The following is a 16,263-nucleotide window of genomic DNA, read 5'->3' as shown; positions in this document are numbered from 1 at the left end:
AGTCCTGGGATGCAGCCGTCCTGGGACGCAGGGGTGAAATCCGGGAAATCGTCCACAGCGGACATCTCGGTTGTGCCACGCTGACCGATGACGTAGTTCGACGATGCACTGCAACTGCTTTCCGTCGGCGAGAGGGTCGTCTCGTGCGTGGTTCGGGTCGTATCGGTCGGAAGTGTGCGGCACTGGTGGGAGCGACGGCGCTGACCTGGGGGCTCCTGGCGGGACCCGCCGTCGCACAGAGCGACGAGCAACTCCGTGGGCGTGTTCTCACGTCCGCGGTTCCGTTGCCCGGCTACGAGATATCGCTGTTCGCGACGTCGGCCGACGGTCCGGCCCTGCTGGGTCGCGCGACCTCGGGGCCGGCGGGCGAGTTCGCGATCGGATACGCACCGCAGCCGGCGTCGTCGGTGATCTACGCGGTGGCCGAGAAACCGGGCTCCCCGGTGGTGCTGAGCGGCGTCCTGGGCGTGGGAGATTCGCCGTCGGACGTCGTGCTCGACGAGAAGACCACGGTGGCAGCGGCTTACGCGCTTGCACAGTTCACCGAGGACGGTCGGGTCGCCGGACCGGCGCCCGGTCTGCAGAACGCGGCGCGCATGGCGCACAATCTCGTCGATCCCGTCACGGGCGACATCGCCCCCGTACTCGGAACGTCCCCGAACGGCCCCGACACCGAGACGCTGAGCACCTTCGGTTCACTCGCCGACATGGTCGCCAACTGCATTGCCCTGCACCAGGTGTGCGACCAGCTGGTGCGACTGGCCGGAACACCCGGTGGCGCACCGGCTTCCGACACCTGGCAGGCTCTGGTGAACACCGCCCGTCATCCCTGGCAGAACGTCGTCGAGTTGTTCGCGGTGTCGAAGGCCGGTCCGTCCCCGATCGTCCCCGACCGCGTCCTCCCGCCGAGCGCATGGACGTTGGCGCTGCGCTTCGTCGGCGACGGTGTGTCGATGGACGGACCGGGCAACATGACCGTCGACCGCGACGGCAACATCTGGGTGACCAACAACTACGAATATGCGCCCGGCACCGACACTCCCGTGTGCGGTGCGGAGAACCTCATCCGCCTCACTCCCACAGGAGAGTTCTATCCCGGATCGCCGTACACCGGCGGCGGACTGAGCGGGGCAGGTTTCGGTATCGACATCGACCGCGACGGCAACGTGTGGGTGGCCAACTTCGGGTTCGCGGCTCCCGCCCCCGGCTGCCCGGACGACCGGCAACCCCCGCACAACAGCCTGTCGGTGTTCACGGCGGACGGGCAGCCGATCTCACCCGACACCGGGTTCACGCAGGGCGGGATCGACTGGCCGCAGGGCCTGATCTCCCACAGCAGCGGCGACATCTGGACGGCCAACTGCGGCAACGACAGCGTCACGATCTATCCGGGCGGAAACCCGGCTGCCGCACGCAACCTCACCGACCTCGGCGTGACCAAGCCCTTCGCCCTCGCCGAGGGCACCGACGGCAGGGTGTTCGTCACCGGCAACGGCAGCGACACCGTCGCCGTGCTCGATGCCTCCGGCGCTCCGATCGCTCCGGCCATCGGTGGGGTCGGTCTCGAGAAGCCCCTCGGGGTGGCCGTCGATTCCGCGGGAACCGCGTGGGTCGCGAACTCGCGGGTCATCGGCATCCCCTGCCCGGACCCCGCGCTGACCCCCACCCTCGAGGGCAGCCTCACGATGATCGACGGGAATCTCACACCGTTCCCCATCACCGGCGGCGGTCTGCGGGTTCCGTGGGGTGTGGTCGTCGACGGCAACGACAACATCTGGGTCGCGAACTTCGCCGGCCGGGCCGTCTCCCAGTTCTGCGGCAGCAGGGCGGTGGCCTGCCGTCCCGGAACCACCACGGGCGCACCGATCTCCCCGGACGTCACCGGATACGGCTTCGACGGCCTCGTCCGCAACACCGGAATCACGATCGACCAGGCAGGGAACGTGTGGTTGGCCAACAACTGGAAGGAGATCCCGATCCAGACCAACCCCGGCGGCTACGAGATGGTGGCCTTCGTCGGGGCCGCCGCACCCGTGACGCCCTGACCGTCAGGTGTTCTGCGATCGCTCGATTGCAGTGATCTCTCGATTGCAGTGATCTACGGACGGAAGACCGCGCGCAGGCAGTCGTCCTCCTTGTTCTTGAACATCTCGTATCCGCGCACCGCCTCGGTGAGTGGAAGGTCGTGCGTCATGAGCCAACTCGGATCCAGGCGGCTTTCGAGGACGTGCTCGAACAGGGTGGGCATGTACCGCTGGCCGTGTTGCTGTGCCGTCCGCAGGGTCAGGCTCTTGTTCGTCAGTACCGCCATGGGGAACTTGTCGGTGACACCGTAGATGCCGAGCACCGACACCACTCCGCCCTTGCCGCAGGACAGGATCGCCTCGCGCAGGGAGGTCGCGCGGTCGCTCTCCATCCGCAATGCCTGCTTGACCTTGTCGTAGGCCTGCATGACGCCGGTGCCGTGACCTTCCATGCCGACCGCGTCGATACATGCGTCCGGTCCGCGTCCGCCGGTGCTCTCGCGGAGCGTCTCGTAGACGCTGTCGACCTCGGTGTAGTCCACGGTTTCGGCGCCGATCCTCTTCGCGGCACGGTCGAGCCGGTCGCGGAAACGGTCGATCACGATCACCCGTTCGGCGCCTATGATCCTCGCGCTCGCCGCGGCCATGAGGCCTACGGCGCCGGCGCCCCAGACCGCTACCGTGTCGCCCGGGGAGATGTCGCAGAAGTCGGCGCCCATGTAGCCCGTCGGGACCGCGTCGGACAGGAACAGGGCCTGCTCGTCGCCCACTCCGTCGGGGATCGGGAAACAGTTGACGTCGCCGAAGGGCACGCGGATGTACTCGGCGTGCGAACCCTGGTACCCGCCGAACGGGTGGGTGTAGCCGTAGATTCCGCCGGTGGGATAGCCCAGCACGGGCTGCTGCATCGCCGCGTTCGGGTTGGTGGTGTCGCACACCGCGTGCAGGCCGTCGGCGCAGTACGGGCACTTCCCGCATCCGATGAACGACGGCACGACCACCCGGTCGCCGACCCGCACCGAGGTCACCTCCGGGCCGGTGTCGACGATCTCGCCCATGAACTCGTGGCCGATCACATCGCCCTCCCGCATCCCCGGCAGGTATCCGCCGAGGAAGTGCAGGTCGGAACCGCAGGTCGTGGTGAGTCGGACCCGCACGATCACGTCGTGCGGGTTGACCAGGCCGGGATCGTCGACCGTCTCCACCGACAACTCGTTCACACCCATCCAGCACAGCGCTCGCATCAGGCGTCTCCTTCCGATTCGCGGGCACTCGGACTGCCCTGCAGGGTGGGGATCTCACCGGTCTGCATGAGGGCCCGCGCACGGTAGAGCGCGGTGAAGGTCAGGGCCCCGGTGACGAGATCGGGGACGGGAACCTCGGCGCGCAGGGTCATCGCGGTACCGCCCCGGGGCGCGTCGGACACCGCGAGCACCACGCGCGGACCCGGGGTGTCCGCGTCGTCCTCACCGACGAATGCGAGCCCTTCCGAGGTGACGTCGACGCGGGTGTCCCAGGTCGTCGTTCCGCCGGGGCCCTCCCATGTCCAGCGCAGCCGGTTCGCTTCGACCGTCTCCACCCGCACGTGGTCGCCGAAGACTCTGCTCAGGTTCTCGGGATCACGCCAGAACTGCATGACCTGTGCGCGCGGAGCCGCGACGGTCACCGTCTGCGGTCTCCGGGCGTCGACGGGCCGGTCGACGGCACGCCGGACGAAGCCACCCACCGAGCGGCCGGCGTCGTCGATCGCCCTGTTAGCGTTCTCCACGACTCGGCCCGCGTTCTGCACGACCCTGCTGAAGTCGACCACCGTCGTCTCCTCACCGGTACGGACGGACAGATCTGCCGGTCGCCGGATCGAGGACGTACGCCACAGTGGCTGTCGGGAAGATCGAGGCGGCCGATGACGTTGAGTACCCGTGTACGCCGGACCGACAAACCGTCGCCGCTGCACTGTGCCCGCGCATGCGCGTGGCCGGGTGAGCGCACGGCTCCCCGGCTGCACAGCACGTACCAGCAGATGATGCAATGGTGTGACGGAAACGACCCGGTCGTCGCGACGACCGCAAGGAGGGATCGGCCCAATATGAGCGGCATCTACAACAACGTCACCGAGCTGGTCGGGCGCACCCCGATCGTCAAGCTCAACCGTCTGACCGAGGGCGCTGGCGCCACCGTCGCCGCGAAGCTCGAGTTCTACAACCCGGCCAACAGCGTCAAGGACCGCATCGGTGTCGCGATCATCGACGCCGCCGAGAAGTCCGGTGAGCTGAAGCCCGGCGGCACGATCGTCGAGGGCACCTCCGGCAACACCGGTATCGCGCTCGCCATGGTCGGCGCTGCCCGCGGCTACAAGGTCATCCTCACGATGCCCGAGACGATGTCGACCGAGCGTCGCGTCATGCTCCGCGCCTACGGTGCCGAGATCGTCCTGACCCCGGGTTCCGAGGGCATGAAGGGCGCCGTCGCGAAGGCCGAGGAGATCGTCGCGAACACCGAGAACGCCATCCTGGCCCGCCAGTTCGGCAACCCGGCGAACCCGGAGATCCACGAGCGCACCACCGGTGAAGAGGTCTGGAACGACACCGACGGTGCCGTCGACATCTTCGTCGCGGGTATCGGCACGGGTGGCACGCTCACCGGTGTCGGCCGCACCCTCAAGGCCCGCAAGCCCGACGTGAAGATCGTCGGTGTCGAGCCCGCCGACTCGCCGATCCTCACCGGCGGTGAGCCCGGACCGCACAAGATCCAGGGCATCGGCGCGAACTTCGTGCCCGAGGTTCTCGACCGCGAGATCTACGACGAGATCGTCGACGTGAAGTTCGACGACGCCATCGAGGTCGCCCGTCGCCTGGGCACCGACGAGGGCATCCTCGGCGGCATCTCGGCCGGCGCCAACGTGTGGGCCGCACTCGAGATCGCGAAGCGTCCGGAGAACGCCGGCAAGCTGATCGTCGTCGTCGTTCCCGACTTCGGCGAGCGCTACATCTCCACCCCGCTCTTCGAGCACATCCGGGACTGATCGCCGTCGTGGGTATCCTGCACACTCTCCGGGAGGATCTGCAGTCGGCGCGCGGCCACGATCCGGCCGCGCGCAGCGACGCGGAGAACGCCATCGTCTATTCGGGGCTGCACGCGATCTGGTCGCACCGCATCGCGCACCGGATGTGGCAGGTGCCCGCCCTGAAGGGACCTGCGCGGATCCTCGCGCAGTTCACCCGGTTCCTCACCGGCATCGAGATCCACCCCGGCGCGACCATCGGCCGGCGGTTCTTCATCGACCACGGCATGGGCGTGGTCATCGGTGAGACGGCCGAGATCGGCGACGACGTGATGCTCTACCACGGCGTGACGCTCGGCGGCCGGTCGCTGGCGAAGGAGAAGCGTCATCCGACGCTGGGCAACCGTGTCACCGTCGGGGCGGGGGCGAAGGTCCTCGGCCCGGTGGTGATCGGCGACGACAGCGCGATCGGCGCCAACGCCGTGGTCACCCACGACGTGCCGGAGGATTCGATCGCCACTGGTATCCCCGCGACCGTCCGGTCCCGCAAGAAGCACGAACCGCTCGTGGATCCGACGACGTACATCGATCCCGCGATGTACATCTGAGGTCGCGTCCTCCCGAAACACGAACGAGGGGGAGGATATGTGCGAGTTCTCCGTCGAGAACGCACATATCCTCCCCCTCGTCGTCGGGGATCAGCCCTCGTAGCCGGGCGGGTAGAGCACGGACTTCAGTTCGCAGAACGCCTCGAGTCCTTCGGGGCCGTTCTCACGCCCGATGCCCGAGTTCTTGAACCCGCCGAACGGCGAACCGGGATCGAATGCGTACCAGTTGATTCCGTACGTTCCGGTGCGCACACGCGACGCGATCTCGAGGCCCTTCTCGATGTCGGTGGTGTACACCGAACCGGCGAGGCCGTAGTCGGAGTCGTTGGCGATCTTCACGGCCTCGTCGACGCTGTCGTAGGGCAGCACGCACAGCACGGGACCGAAAATCTCCTCACGGGCGATCGTCATCGAGTTGTCGACGTCGGCGAAGATCGTCGGCTCGACGAAGTAACCCTTGTCGAGGTGCGCCGGACGGCCGCCGCCGATCACGACGCGGGCACCCTCTTCCTTGCCCTTGGCGATGTAGCCCTCGACGCGGTCGCGCTGCTTGGCGGAGATCAGCGGACCGATCTGCGCGGCCTCGTCGCCGGGAGGGCCGACGGGGAAGAATGCGGTTGCACCGGCGACCTTCTCGACGACCTCGTCGTAGCGGGAGCGCGGAGCCAGGATGCGCGTCTGGCCGACACATGCCTGACCGGTGTTGATCAGCCCCGACATCACGAGCATGGCGATGGTGGAGTCGAGGTCGGCGTCCTCGAGGACGATGGCCGCGGACTTGCCGCCGAGTTCGAGCGAGCAGCGCTTGAGGTTGCGTGCTGCGATCTCGCCGATGTGCTTGCCCACCGCGGTCGAACCGGTGAAGGTGATCTTGTCGATGTCGGGATGGGACACGAGGTTCTCGCCGGTCTCGGCGCCGCCCGGAACCACCGACAGCACACCTTCGGGAAGGCCTGCCTCGGTGAAGATCTCGGCGATGAGGTTCACGGCCAGCGGAGCCTCGGGTGCGGGCTTGAGCACCACCGAGCATCCGGCGAGCAGTGCGGGTGCGATCTTGTTGGCGCACAGGAACAGTGGCACGTTCCACGCGATGACGGCGGCGACGACGCCGACCGGTTCGCGGGTGACTCGGGTGCGGCCGAAGGACCCGGTCCGTTCCTCGACCCAGTTGAACGAGTCCGCCAGTCCGGCATAGTAGTTCAGCGTGCCCAGGGCCGGGGTCATCTGCACCATCTGGACGGAGGGGCCCGGCTGTCCGAGTTCGGAGGCGATGACGCCGGCGATCTCGTCGTTGCGCTGCTCGATGAGCGAGATGGCCTTGGCGAGTACCTGGGCGCGTTCGGCCGGCGACGTGCGCGGCCACGGCCCGTCGTCGAAGGCACGTCGGGCGGCGGCGACCGCGGCGTCGACGTCCTTCGGTCCCGCGACCGGCACGGAGCCGACGCGCTCCTCGGTGGCGGGGGAGAACACCTCGAGTCTCTCGTCGGTCGACGGTGCCACCCATTCGCCGCCGATGAACAACTTGTCGTAGTCGGTCATGTCTTCCTCATCCGTTGCTGTGTGCTCACGTCTCGGATCGCGCGGCCGTCGAGCGCGCCGCGGTGCTGTGACCCCGAACACTAGAACACGTTACAGCCTGAGGCCAGAGGGTCACCAGATCGAATGGGACCGGACGGCCTCACTCCCCGAGGTGGCAGCGCCGGTGCAGCAGGCGGATCTCCTGTTCGAGTTCGGGAACGGGCCCGTCGACGACGGCATCCGGCACGACCTCGCGGATCGGCAGTGGACGGACCGGTGCCGGTGGCACGCCCATCTCGTCGAGCCACCGGACGAGTTGCTCGGAGGACGCCGCGTAGACGATCCGCCCCAGGCCGACCCAGCCGTGCGCGGCCGCACACATCGGGCAGTGCTCACCGGAGGTGTAGACGGTCGCGGTGGCGCGCCGGTCGGGTTCGAGATGTTCGGCGGCCCATCGTGCGAGCTCGAACTCGGGATGCCGGGTGCTGTCGCCGCCTGCGACGCGGTTGCGGTCCTCGGCCAGGACCTTGCCGTCCGCATCGACGAGCACCGACCCGAACGGCTCGTCGCCGGCCGCGACCGCCTCCTCCGCGAGTTCGACGCACCGCCGCAGATGCTGCAGATCCGTGTCGTTCACCATCGATGTCTCTTCCTCCCTCGGCTGCACAGTAGGGGCGGGGGAGGAGCCGGGTGGCGCGAATCGGCGACCGTCACCACACTGGAGGGTGCCCAACGGTCAGGAGACATGACATGGCGGAGAACAATCCGTTCGGGTTCGACCCCGACGATCTCGACCGCGTGGTGCGGGAAGCCGGTGAGGAACTGCGGGAACTGAAGGACCGCATCTTCTCGTTCCTCGAGCCGCCGGTGGCGCCGACGCGCACGCAGCCGCGGCCCGAGACCACCGGTGAGAAGGGCGACGGCGTCTGGGTCGTCTACACCACCGACGACGACGGCGTGGCCCGCGTCGACCAGGTCCATCGCACCGAACTCGACGCGCTGCGCACGCTCAAGGGCAACACCGACCCGCGACGTTCGGTGCGGTTCCTGCCCTACGGGATGAGCGTGAGCATCCTCGACCGCCCCAGCGCCACAGACGAGAGTGCCGCGGAGGACAGTGCCACCGGGGACACGGCTCCCGACGACACGACCGGCGAGAACTGATCAGGCTTCATCCACCGTCGTGGAACGACAGATCGGCCACCGTCGTGGAACGACAAGTCAGCCACCGTCGTGGAACGACAAGTCAGCCACCGTCGTGGATGTACGAGGCGAGCTGGTCGCGTTCGGTCTGTAGTTCGTCGATGCGGCTCTTGACCACGTCGCCGATACTGACGATCCCGACCAGCTGAGAGTCCACCACGACCGGCAGGTGCCGGATCCGTTGTTCGGTCATGGTCTCGGCGAGACTGTCGACCGAATCGGTGGGCAGGCAGGTCGTCACCGTCCGGGACATCAGTTCGTGTGCCGGCGCGGCGAGGATCGAGGGGCCCCGTTCGTGGAGGGCGCGTACGACGTCGCGTTCGGTGACGATCCCGGCGACGCTCCTGCCCTCGCACACCACCATCGCGCCGATGTTGAACCGCGCGAAGTCGCCGATGAGCTCGCATACCGTGGTGTCGGGCCCGACCGTGTGCACCGCCGAACCCTTGTTCCGCAAAATGTCAGCAATCCGCATCCGGTACCGCCGATCTGCTCGCAGAGCATCCCGGCGGCCCGCTACCGGTTTCCGCCGGGACTCCGATGTGGTCCTCAGGGTAGGCCGGAAAGCCCGGTGTGCCGGGTCAGGTTATCCAGTCGTGACCTGCGGCGACGATCGATGCGCCGGTGAGAGTGCCCAGTGCGCCGAGTTCGGCGGGGACGATCTGCAGGTCCTGTACGAACCGCAGGCGGGCGTGCCGGGCCGCCGACGCGAGCATCGGCCGCCACAGGTGCCCGCCCGATTGCGCGAAGCCTCCGCCGACGACCACCCGTCCCACATCCACCAGTGCCGCTGCCGACGCGATGACCTGCCCCAGCGCCGTCCCGGCCCGTTCGAGTGCCGCGGCGGCGACGCCGACCCCGGACTCGGCGTCCGCGGCCAGTGCGACACCGTCGGGGCCTTGCCAGCCGTGGGCACGGGCCCAGCGCACCGCCGACGGGCCGCTCGCCACGGTCTCGATGCAGCCGACGCCTCCGCACGCGCACACCGTCGTGCCGTAGGGCGAGACGACGTGCCCTATGTGGCCGGCGTTTCCGGTGCGGCCGCGCACGATCCGGCCGCCGAGCACGAGACCGCCGCCGATGCCGGTGCCGAGCACGACCCCGAGCAGGTCGGCGACGTCACGTCCGGCACCGAAGCGCTGTTCGGCGAGGGTCGCGGCCGCACCGTCCATCACCAGATCGACACGCGCCTCGGGGAACACCGAACGCACGGCGTCGACGAGTGCGAAGCCGGAACTCCACTCGGAGATGTTGATCGGGCCGATCGTCCCGGCGTTCGTGTCGACCGGTCCTGCCGCGGCGATACCCACGGCGGTCACCGGTTCCTCACCGACCTCCGCGACCTCCCGGAGCAGCCCCGCGCACGCGTCCCACACGTCCTTGCGGGGGACCGGCACGGAACGGGCTTCGAGCGGGGTGCCGTCGTCGGCGGCGACGGCCGCGGCGAGCTTGGTGCCGCCGACGTCCAGGGCCAGTGCGGTCATGGCGACGACATTAAGCGACGGGTCAGCGTCGCCGCAGGACCAGGACCAGGTTGCTGACGAGGAACTCTCGGACACCGGGCACGTTCACGAACCACCACGCCCAGTTCGGGTGGTAGCGGGGGAACGCCGCGAGCAGTTCACCGTCGGGTGTCGAACGTGCCCAGCGCAGACCGTCGCTCGCGCCGACGTCGAACAGCGACACCCCGTACCGGTTCTTCGGTTCCCGGCCGTGTTTGCGGGCGTAGCGCCGGGCCGCGTACTCGCCGCCGAAGGCGTGCCACGGACCGGTCTCGTGCCCGCCGAACGGCCCCCACCACAGGGTGTACGACAGCACCATCAGTCCGCCGGGACGCGTGACGCGCAGCATCTCGTCGGCCATCACCCACGGCGTCGGAACATGTTCGGCGACGTTCGACGAGAAGCACACGTCCACCGATCCGGTACGCAGCGGCAGTGCCAGGCCCGAGCCGCGGATCGCACCGCCCACCTGCAGACCGGCGGCGTGCATCTCCGACGGGTCGGGCTCGATCGGCACGTACCGCGAACCCACCTCGGTGAACGCATCCGCGAAGTAACCCGGTCCACCGCCGACGTCGACGACCGTGGTGCCCGTCAGATCGGCGCCGGTCAGCCCCGTGTAGAGATCGCCGATGAGGTCGACGGTGTCGCGCGCGAGACCACCGTAGAACTTCTCCGGTTCCGTCTGTTCGAACCGGAAGCTGCCGAGCAACCCCACGGAACGGCGCAGTGTGGCGCGGCGGGCGAACAGCCGGGTCACGTCGGTGCGGGGTCGGGTCGTCGATGGCACGTCCAGTCACCTTAGTGCGGGCCCCGCGCTCGTCCCTCACCTGTCGCCGACCGGCACCCGCTACTGTGTCCCTGTCATCGTCCGAGTCACATCTGCCCGGCCGGGTGGTCGAGTCGACATACAGGGGGGTCACCGCGTGCGGGAGGTTCTGCTGCTCTGCTGGCGCGATAGCGGGCATCCGCAGGGCGGTGGCAGCGAGCGGTATCTCGAACAGGTCGGGGCGCAACTCGCGGCGCGCGGCGTCCGCGTCGTCCTGAGGACCGCCTCCTATCCCGGAGCTCCCGAGCGGGACCGGATCGACGGCATCACCGTCAGTCGCGGTGGGGGACGGCTCACCGTCTATCCGCGCGCGCTCGCCGCGATCCTCGCGGGCAGATTCGGTGTCGGCCCCCTCGCCGGTATCCGTCCCGACGCCGTCATCGACACCCAGAACGGCATCCCGTTCTTCGCCCGGCTCGTCGCCGGTGCCCCCGTCACGGTGCTCGTGCACCACTGTCATCGCGAGCAATGGCCGGTCGCAGGCAGGCTGATGGCCAAGCTCGGCTGGTGGATCGAGTCGTCCCTGTCGCCGCGCGTGCACCGCCGCAACCAGTACCTCACCGTCTCCCTTCCGTCCGCCGACGAGCTGCGCGCTCTCGGCGTCGACCGGGAACGGATCGCCGTGGTCCGCAATGGTGTCGACGCCGTCCCCACCGGTGTCGCAGTGGGGGGCGACGACACACGCACGGCCCACCCGAGCGTGTGCGTGCTCTCACGGCTGGTGCCGCACAAGCAGATCGAGGATGCCCTCGCCGCGGTCGCGGCGCTGCGCGGCACCGTCCCCGGTCTGCATCTCGACGTCATCGGCGGCGGCTGGTGGGAGCAGAACCTCCGCGATGCGGCCGCAGAACTGGGCATCGGCGACGCCGTCACCTTCCACGGCCACGTCGACGAACAGCGCAAGCACGAATTGCTCGCCCGCGCCTGGGTTCACGTGATGCCCTCACGCAAGGAGGGGTGGGGTCTCGCGGTGGTCGAGGCCGCCCAGCACGGTGTGCCCACCATCGGTTACCGCAGTTCCAAGGGACTGACCGATTCGATCATCGACGGCGTGACCGGAGTGCTCGTGGACTCACCCGCCGAACTGACCGCCGCCGTCGCCGATCTGCTCGCCGACGCCGACCGTCGTCGTCAGCTCGGCAACAAGGCCCGCATCCGCGCCGGCGAGTTCTCGTGGGAGGCCACGGGGGAGGGCGTGCACGAGGTCCTGTCCGTCACGACCTTCGGGCACACCGTCTCAGGGCTGTTCCCGCGCGCCGACGAGCCGTCGACTCTCGCCGACCCGCTGCCCGAGCGCGCACCCAGCGCCGCCGGCCAGTACCAGTAACCACGCCACGTGCGCCCCGATCGCCAGGGCGCGGTGGGGCGACGGGGTCGAGGTGACGCCCTCCACCCGGTACAGGCTCAGATCCTCGTCGCGGTAGGCGGGTTCGAGCGTGTCGAGTGTGCTTTGTGAGTCGCCGAGTTCGCCCGGCGTGCCGTGCTCGACGAGCACCCAGCCCACCCCGCGCGCGGCGAGCGCACTCGGGTCCGCGCCGGACAGCAGCAAGGCTTCGACGTCCTCCGCGCGGCGACCCTCCCCGGCGACACTGCCCTCGGCGACGATCAGGGTTCCGGTCTGCAGGACGTCGGCGCGCAGCATGCGCGGGGACGGATCGAGCACCGGCACGGGCCCGGAGAAGTCGAAGACCCGGAACATGCCGGCGGGCAGCACCGCCACGTCGCCGTCGTCGACCGTGACGATCTGCGACACCCGTTCCCAGCCCGGCGGATAGCGCACGGGCTGCAGTTGCCCGCCCACACCCCACACCAGGTCGGGCAGCGCGACCAGCACGACGGCGATCGCGGCCAGCGCCCACACCGGTTCGGGCGCCGCGAAGCGCCGCGCGAGGACGGTCGTGCCGGCCGCCGCGGCGAGCGTGTAGGCGGGCATCGCCCACGCGACCCACTTCTGGGTGTCGCGCAGCAGTCCCGCGCCGGGCACGTTCACCATCGCCCATTCGCCGACGGCGAGTCCCGGTCCGGTCGCGGCGAGGGCGACGACGAGCACCGCGAGGACGGCGGGCACCACGACCGCCACGATCACCGGATTCCTGCGTCGCCGCCACAGCGCCGGCACCCCGCACGCCACCACGGCGAGCAGCAGCAGGGTGCCCATCAGCGCCCATGCGGTGGTGCGCGAGGTGGGGACGGATTCGGCGTTCCAGATCCCGCCGAGTCCCGCCACCGAACCGATCGTGCCGAGCAGCGGTTCGGCCCGGGCGGCGAAGGCGCGCACACCGGCCGGGTCGGCTTCGGTGCCGCCACCGGCGAGTGCCGTCGCGACCAGCCACGGCAACGACACCGCGACACCCAGCGCGAGCGTGCCGCCCACGCGCGGCAGTACCCGCGTCCGGCCGCCGGGGGCGACGAGGACGGCGCAGGCCGTGACGATCGCCAGCAGGGCCCCGGTCGGGGTCAGCCCCGCGGCGGCCAGGCAGACCGCCGACGACGCCCACCCGCCGCGTCTCCGCCGCCGGATCGCGACGGCCGCGCAGATCGTCCACGGCAGCGCGGCGTACCCGGCGAGCAGACTCCAGTGGCCCTGCAGCAACCGCTCGGCGACATAGGGATTCCAGATCGCGACCGTCGCCGCGACGAGCCGGGCACCGGTTCCGCTCGTCGGCAGCACCACCGCGACCAGCCGCGCCGCACCCCACCCCGCCGCCCACAACGACGCGACGAGCAGCGCCGTGACCGCGACACCACCGTCGACGACGGTGCTCACCCACGCCAGCAGGGCGTCCTGCGGAACCGCGCGGGCGGCGGCGTCGGACAGACCGAGTGCGGAGTCGGTGGGGAACGATCGGGGAGTGCTCACCGCGTCGCGGAAGAGCAGGTAGCCGGGGGAGACGAGGAACGGGCCGAGCACCGCGACCGTCAGGACGAGGGACCAGACCGCCGGGAGAGCCGCCGTCGTGGAGATGCGGGACGACTCCGGGCGTGGCATGGCGGCAGAATACGGTGTCGTTCCGGATGGGAGGATGAGCGGATGCCGCGAACACCCCGACCCGCGTCGGAGGGCACCGAGACCACCCGTGGTTCGACGGGTACCGCCGTCGCCGGCATGACGCTGGTGACGGTCGGTGCGATGACCGCGAACCTCGCGTCCTATCTGTTGCACCTGCCGGCGGGACGTTGGCTCGGGCCCGCCGGATACGGCGAGTTCGCGAGCCTGCTCGCCGCGCAGCTCGTCCTCGCGGTGCCGGCGCTGGCGTTGCAGACGGTCGTCGCCCGGGAGGCCGTGCACGGCACCGGTGCCGCGGCGTTGCGCCGTCTCGGTTATCGCTGCGCCGTGCTCGCCTTCGTCGTCGCGATGCTTCTCGTGCCCGTCGTGGCGTGGGCGCTCGACACGAGCGTCGGGGGAGCGTTCGGATCGCTCGTCACCGCGCCGCTGCTCGTCCTCCTCGCTGCCGAACAGGGTCTGCTGCAGGGGCGGGGCAGGTTCGCGGCGCTCAGCGTCGTCCTGGCCGCCGCGGGCATCGCGAAGGTGGTGCCGGCCGTGGCGGTGCTCGCCGTCGGAGGAGGTCCCGGCGCCGCGCTGTTCGCCGGGGCGCTCGGCACGGGCGTGGTCGCGCTGGCCGCGAGCGTGCTCGTGGGCCGGACGTCGGGTGGGAGGACGGAGCCGGTCCCGACCGCCGGGGCGGTGCTGCGTGCCTCCCAGGTGCAGCTGGCCCTCATCGCCCTCACGTCGCTCGACCTGCTGCTCGCCCGCATGCTGCTCGACCCCGACTCGGCCGGCCTGTACGCACTGGGGGCGGTGGCGACGAAGGTCGCCTTCTGGTTGCCGCAGGCGGTCGGTGTGGTGCTCTATCCGCGGATGGCGAACCCCGCCCAGTCGGCGGCGGCGGTGCGGTCGGCGCTCACCGTCCTCGTCGCGATCGGCGCGGTGCTCGTCGCCGGCGCGGCGATTTGCGCACCGATCGTCCCGATGCTGGTCGGCGACGCCTACGGGCCGGTGCAGTCGCTGCTGTGGCTGTTCGCGTTGCAGGGTGCGTGTCTGGCGGTCCTGCAGGGCGCGCTGCTGTCGGCGATCGCCGGGGAACGCACCCATCTCGCGCTCGTCGCGTGGGCGGGCCTCGTCCTCGAGGCGGTGCTGATGTTCACGGTGGCGTCGACCCTGCGGCAGTTCATCGCCGTCGCCGTCGGTGTGGCCGCGGCGACGGCCGCGGTGGTCGCGGTGCTCGCTCTGCGCGGGGCTGCAGCGGCCCCGTCCACCGACGGGTCACCCACGAACGAGACCGCCCCCCACCGGGATCGGTGAGGGGCGGTTCGATTCGTCCAACGGACGATCACTCCTGCGTCGGAGGCTTCCGCAGATCGGTGCGCGGGATCTCCTGCGTCTGATCGGTCGTCCAGTCGCGCTGCTGCGCGTTCGGGTCGGTCTGGCGCGGGATGACCTCGGTGCGGTCATCGGTGTGATCGTGCTGCGCGCCGGCCGAATGCGCCGGGCCGACCGTGGTCGTGGCCGGGCCTGCCGGAGCGGGGCCGCCGGTCGCGGTGGCCGGACGACGGTTGCCGCCGCCGCGGATGCCGAGCACGAAGCCGACGATCAGCAGGATGACGCCGAGGATGCCGAGGATGATCGGCAGGGTGCGGCCGAACAGCGAGATGGTGTCCTGGCCGTCCTTGGCCTGGCCGATCTGGTACTCGATCGTCTCCTCGTCGAACGGCAACGTCACGTTGAGGACCGTTACCTCGGGCTTGTCGGCCTCGCGGGCGTAGTACTGGTCCTGCTGCTCCTGGCCCTTGACGACGACACCGGTGACCGGGTCGACCCACAGGTCGCGGATGTTGTTGTACCAGCGGGTCATCGTGATCGGCTCGTCGCCCTCACCGACACCCCAGGTGGAGGCGGGCAGGCTGAGCTTGTAGGTCTGGACCTCGGGGTCGGCCTTCGACAGGTCGACGGGGCCGATCTCCTGATGGAAGTGGTAGACCTTCATGCCGTTGATCTCTTCCTCACCGACGAAGTCGATGGGGTAGTTCTCGCGAGCGTTGATGTCGTAGTACGGGTACGACTCCTGCTGGACGTCGAACGGGAACTTGTACTGCAGTCCCTCGCGGTTGTCGATCTCCACCGGCGGCTGGTCGGCGCTCACCTGGACCGTGCTCACACGATCCGGGTACTCCTCCGCCGAGACGGGCATGGACGTCTTGCGGTCGACCGTGACGCGGTCGACGATGGCGGAGACGAGACCCGTGTCCCCCTGCATGTCGAGTCGTCGCACCGTCTGACCGGACTGCAGCGTCATGATCTCGGCATCCGAGGGATCCTCGACGGTGACGAAGCGCTGCGCGACGATCGGCACGTCGCGATCGACCTGCGCGTTGCCGGCGAGCAGCTGGCGGGAGTTGAGGATGTCGCCCGTGCCCTCGGCGACCGTGGTCACCTCGAGATCGAGCGGTGTCGTCCTCAGCTTCCCGAGCGTGTACGTCGGCACGAGAATCGCGATCACCAGGAGGAAGGCCCCCAGGCCCACCAGAATCATTGCCAGTATCCGGCCGGAGCTCGAACGCTCAGCCATGCTTTCTCCTC

15 protein-coding genes are annotated in these 16,263 nt (G+C 69.6%); 6 read left to right on the top strand and 9 right to left on the bottom strand.

Annotation, left to right across the window (positions count from 1 at the left end; genetic code table 11):
* Positions 1-143 precede the first annotated feature (143 nt).
* Positions 144-2,045, top strand: a complete 1,902-nt coding sequence (locus U9J23_RS20620) for a hypothetical protein (RefSeq protein WP_272268055.1) — start codon at positions 144-146, stop codon at positions 2,043-2,045.
* 53 nt (positions 2,046-2,098) lie between these two features.
* On the opposite strand, the gene U9J23_RS20615 is transcribed toward U9J23_RS20620, so the two are convergent.
* Together U9J23_RS20615 and U9J23_RS20610 are read right to left on the bottom strand one after the other, a co-directional pair.
* Positions 2,099-3,268, bottom strand: coding sequence for a zinc-dependent alcohol dehydrogenase (locus U9J23_RS20615; protein ID WP_059383773.1), 1,170 nt, complete (start codon positions 3,266-3,268; stop codon positions 2,099-2,101).
* Positions 3,268-3,834, bottom strand: coding sequence for an SRPBCC family protein (locus U9J23_RS20610; RefSeq protein ID WP_272268057.1), 567 nt, complete (start codon positions 3,832-3,834; stop codon positions 3,268-3,270). The genes U9J23_RS20615 and U9J23_RS20610 overlap by 1 nt, the downstream gene beginning before the upstream one ends.
* Before the next feature lie 276 nt (positions 3,835-4,110).
* Between U9J23_RS20610 and cysK the strand changes: the two genes are divergently transcribed.
* The gene (gene cysK / locus U9J23_RS20605; RefSeq protein ID WP_059383775.1) at positions 4,111-5,046 is read left to right on the top strand and encodes a cysteine synthase A; all 936 of its coding nucleotides are present in this window, start codon (positions 4,111-4,113) and stop codon (positions 5,044-5,046) included.
* Positions 5,047-5,054: 8 nt separating this feature from the next.
* The gene (gene epsC / locus U9J23_RS20600; RefSeq protein ID WP_085469736.1) at positions 5,055-5,633 is read left to right on the top strand and encodes a serine O-acetyltransferase EpsC; all 579 of its coding nucleotides are present in this window, start codon (positions 5,055-5,057) and stop codon (positions 5,631-5,633) included.
* Positions 5,634-5,723: 90 nt separating this feature from the next.
* Here epsC and U9J23_RS20595 read toward each other — a convergent pair whose 3' ends face one another.
* Both U9J23_RS20595 and U9J23_RS20590 read right to left on the bottom strand, forming a co-directional pair.
* Entirely contained in the window at positions 5,724-7,172 is a 1,449-nt protein-coding gene (locus tag U9J23_RS20595; RefSeq protein ID WP_059383777.1) for an aldehyde dehydrogenase, read from the bottom strand.
* A gap of 139 nt (positions 7,173-7,311) precedes the next feature.
* Positions 7,312-7,791 carry a nucleoside deaminase gene (locus tag U9J23_RS20590; protein ID WP_059383778.1) on the bottom strand — a complete coding sequence of 160 codons (480 nt, stop codon included), beginning with the start codon at positions 7,789-7,791 and terminating at the stop codon, positions 7,312-7,314.
* Between the two features lie 110 nt (positions 7,792-7,901).
* Between U9J23_RS20590 and U9J23_RS20585 the strand changes: the two genes are divergently transcribed.
* The gene (locus U9J23_RS20585; RefSeq protein ID WP_085469737.1) at positions 7,902-8,315 is read left to right on the top strand and encodes a hypothetical protein; all 414 of its coding nucleotides are present in this window, start codon (positions 7,902-7,904) and stop codon (positions 8,313-8,315) included.
* Between the two features lie 82 nt (positions 8,316-8,397).
* Here U9J23_RS20585 and U9J23_RS20580 read toward each other — a convergent pair whose 3' ends face one another.
* The 3 genes from U9J23_RS20580 to U9J23_RS20570 form a co-directional block, all read right to left on the bottom strand.
* On the bottom strand, positions 8,398-8,829 hold the full coding sequence (locus tag U9J23_RS20580) for a CBS domain-containing protein (protein WP_059383780.1): 432 nt from the start codon (positions 8,827-8,829) through the stop codon (positions 8,398-8,400).
* Between the two features lie 106 nt (positions 8,830-8,935).
* On the bottom strand, positions 8,936-9,838 hold the full coding sequence (locus tag U9J23_RS20575; protein WP_059383781.1) for an ROK family protein: 903 nt from the start codon (positions 9,836-9,838) through the stop codon (positions 8,936-8,938).
* A 22-nt stretch (positions 9,839-9,860) separates the two neighbouring features.
* On the bottom strand, positions 9,861-10,616 hold the full coding sequence (locus U9J23_RS20570; RefSeq protein ID WP_085469738.1) for a class I SAM-dependent methyltransferase: 756 nt from the start codon (positions 10,614-10,616) through the stop codon (positions 9,861-9,863).
* Between the two features lie 166 nt (positions 10,617-10,782).
* Here U9J23_RS20570 and U9J23_RS20565 point away from each other — a divergent pair, with 166 nt between their 5' ends.
* A complete protein-coding gene (locus tag U9J23_RS20565) occupies positions 10,783-12,012 on the top strand; it encodes a glycosyltransferase family 4 protein (RefSeq protein WP_059383783.1) in 1,230 nt (409 codons plus the stop codon).
* Here U9J23_RS20565 and U9J23_RS20560 read toward each other — a convergent pair.
* Positions 11,923-13,674: a hypothetical protein gene (locus U9J23_RS20560; protein WP_059383784.1), complete on the bottom strand. Its 1,752-nt coding sequence runs from the start codon at positions 13,672-13,674 to the stop codon at positions 11,923-11,925. The two genes, U9J23_RS20565 and U9J23_RS20560, sit on opposite strands and share 90 nt — an antisense overlap.
* Before the next feature lie 42 nt (positions 13,675-13,716).
* Between U9J23_RS20560 and U9J23_RS20555 the strand changes: the two genes are divergently transcribed.
* Positions 13,717-14,988 (top strand): lipopolysaccharide biosynthesis protein, encoded by a 1,272-nt coding sequence (locus U9J23_RS20555; RefSeq protein WP_059383785.1) that lies wholly within the window; start codon positions 13,717-13,719, stop codon positions 14,986-14,988.
* A 28-nt stretch (positions 14,989-15,016) separates the two neighbouring features.
* Here U9J23_RS20555 and U9J23_RS20550 read toward each other — a convergent pair whose 3' ends face one another.
* Positions 15,017-16,252, bottom strand: coding sequence for a DUF3068 domain-containing protein (locus U9J23_RS20550; RefSeq protein ID WP_272268065.1), 1,236 nt, complete (start codon positions 16,250-16,252; stop codon positions 15,017-15,019).
* Between the last annotated feature and the right edge of the window lie 11 nt (positions 16,253-16,263).

Origin of the sequence: Rhodococcus sp. PD04 (assembly GCF_035918275.1) — a bacterium.
GTDB classification, from domain to species: Bacteria; Actinomycetota; Actinomycetes; order Mycobacteriales; family Mycobacteriaceae; genus Rhodococcus; species Rhodococcus rhodochrous.
This window is presented reverse-complemented; position numbering and strand designations above follow the sequence as displayed.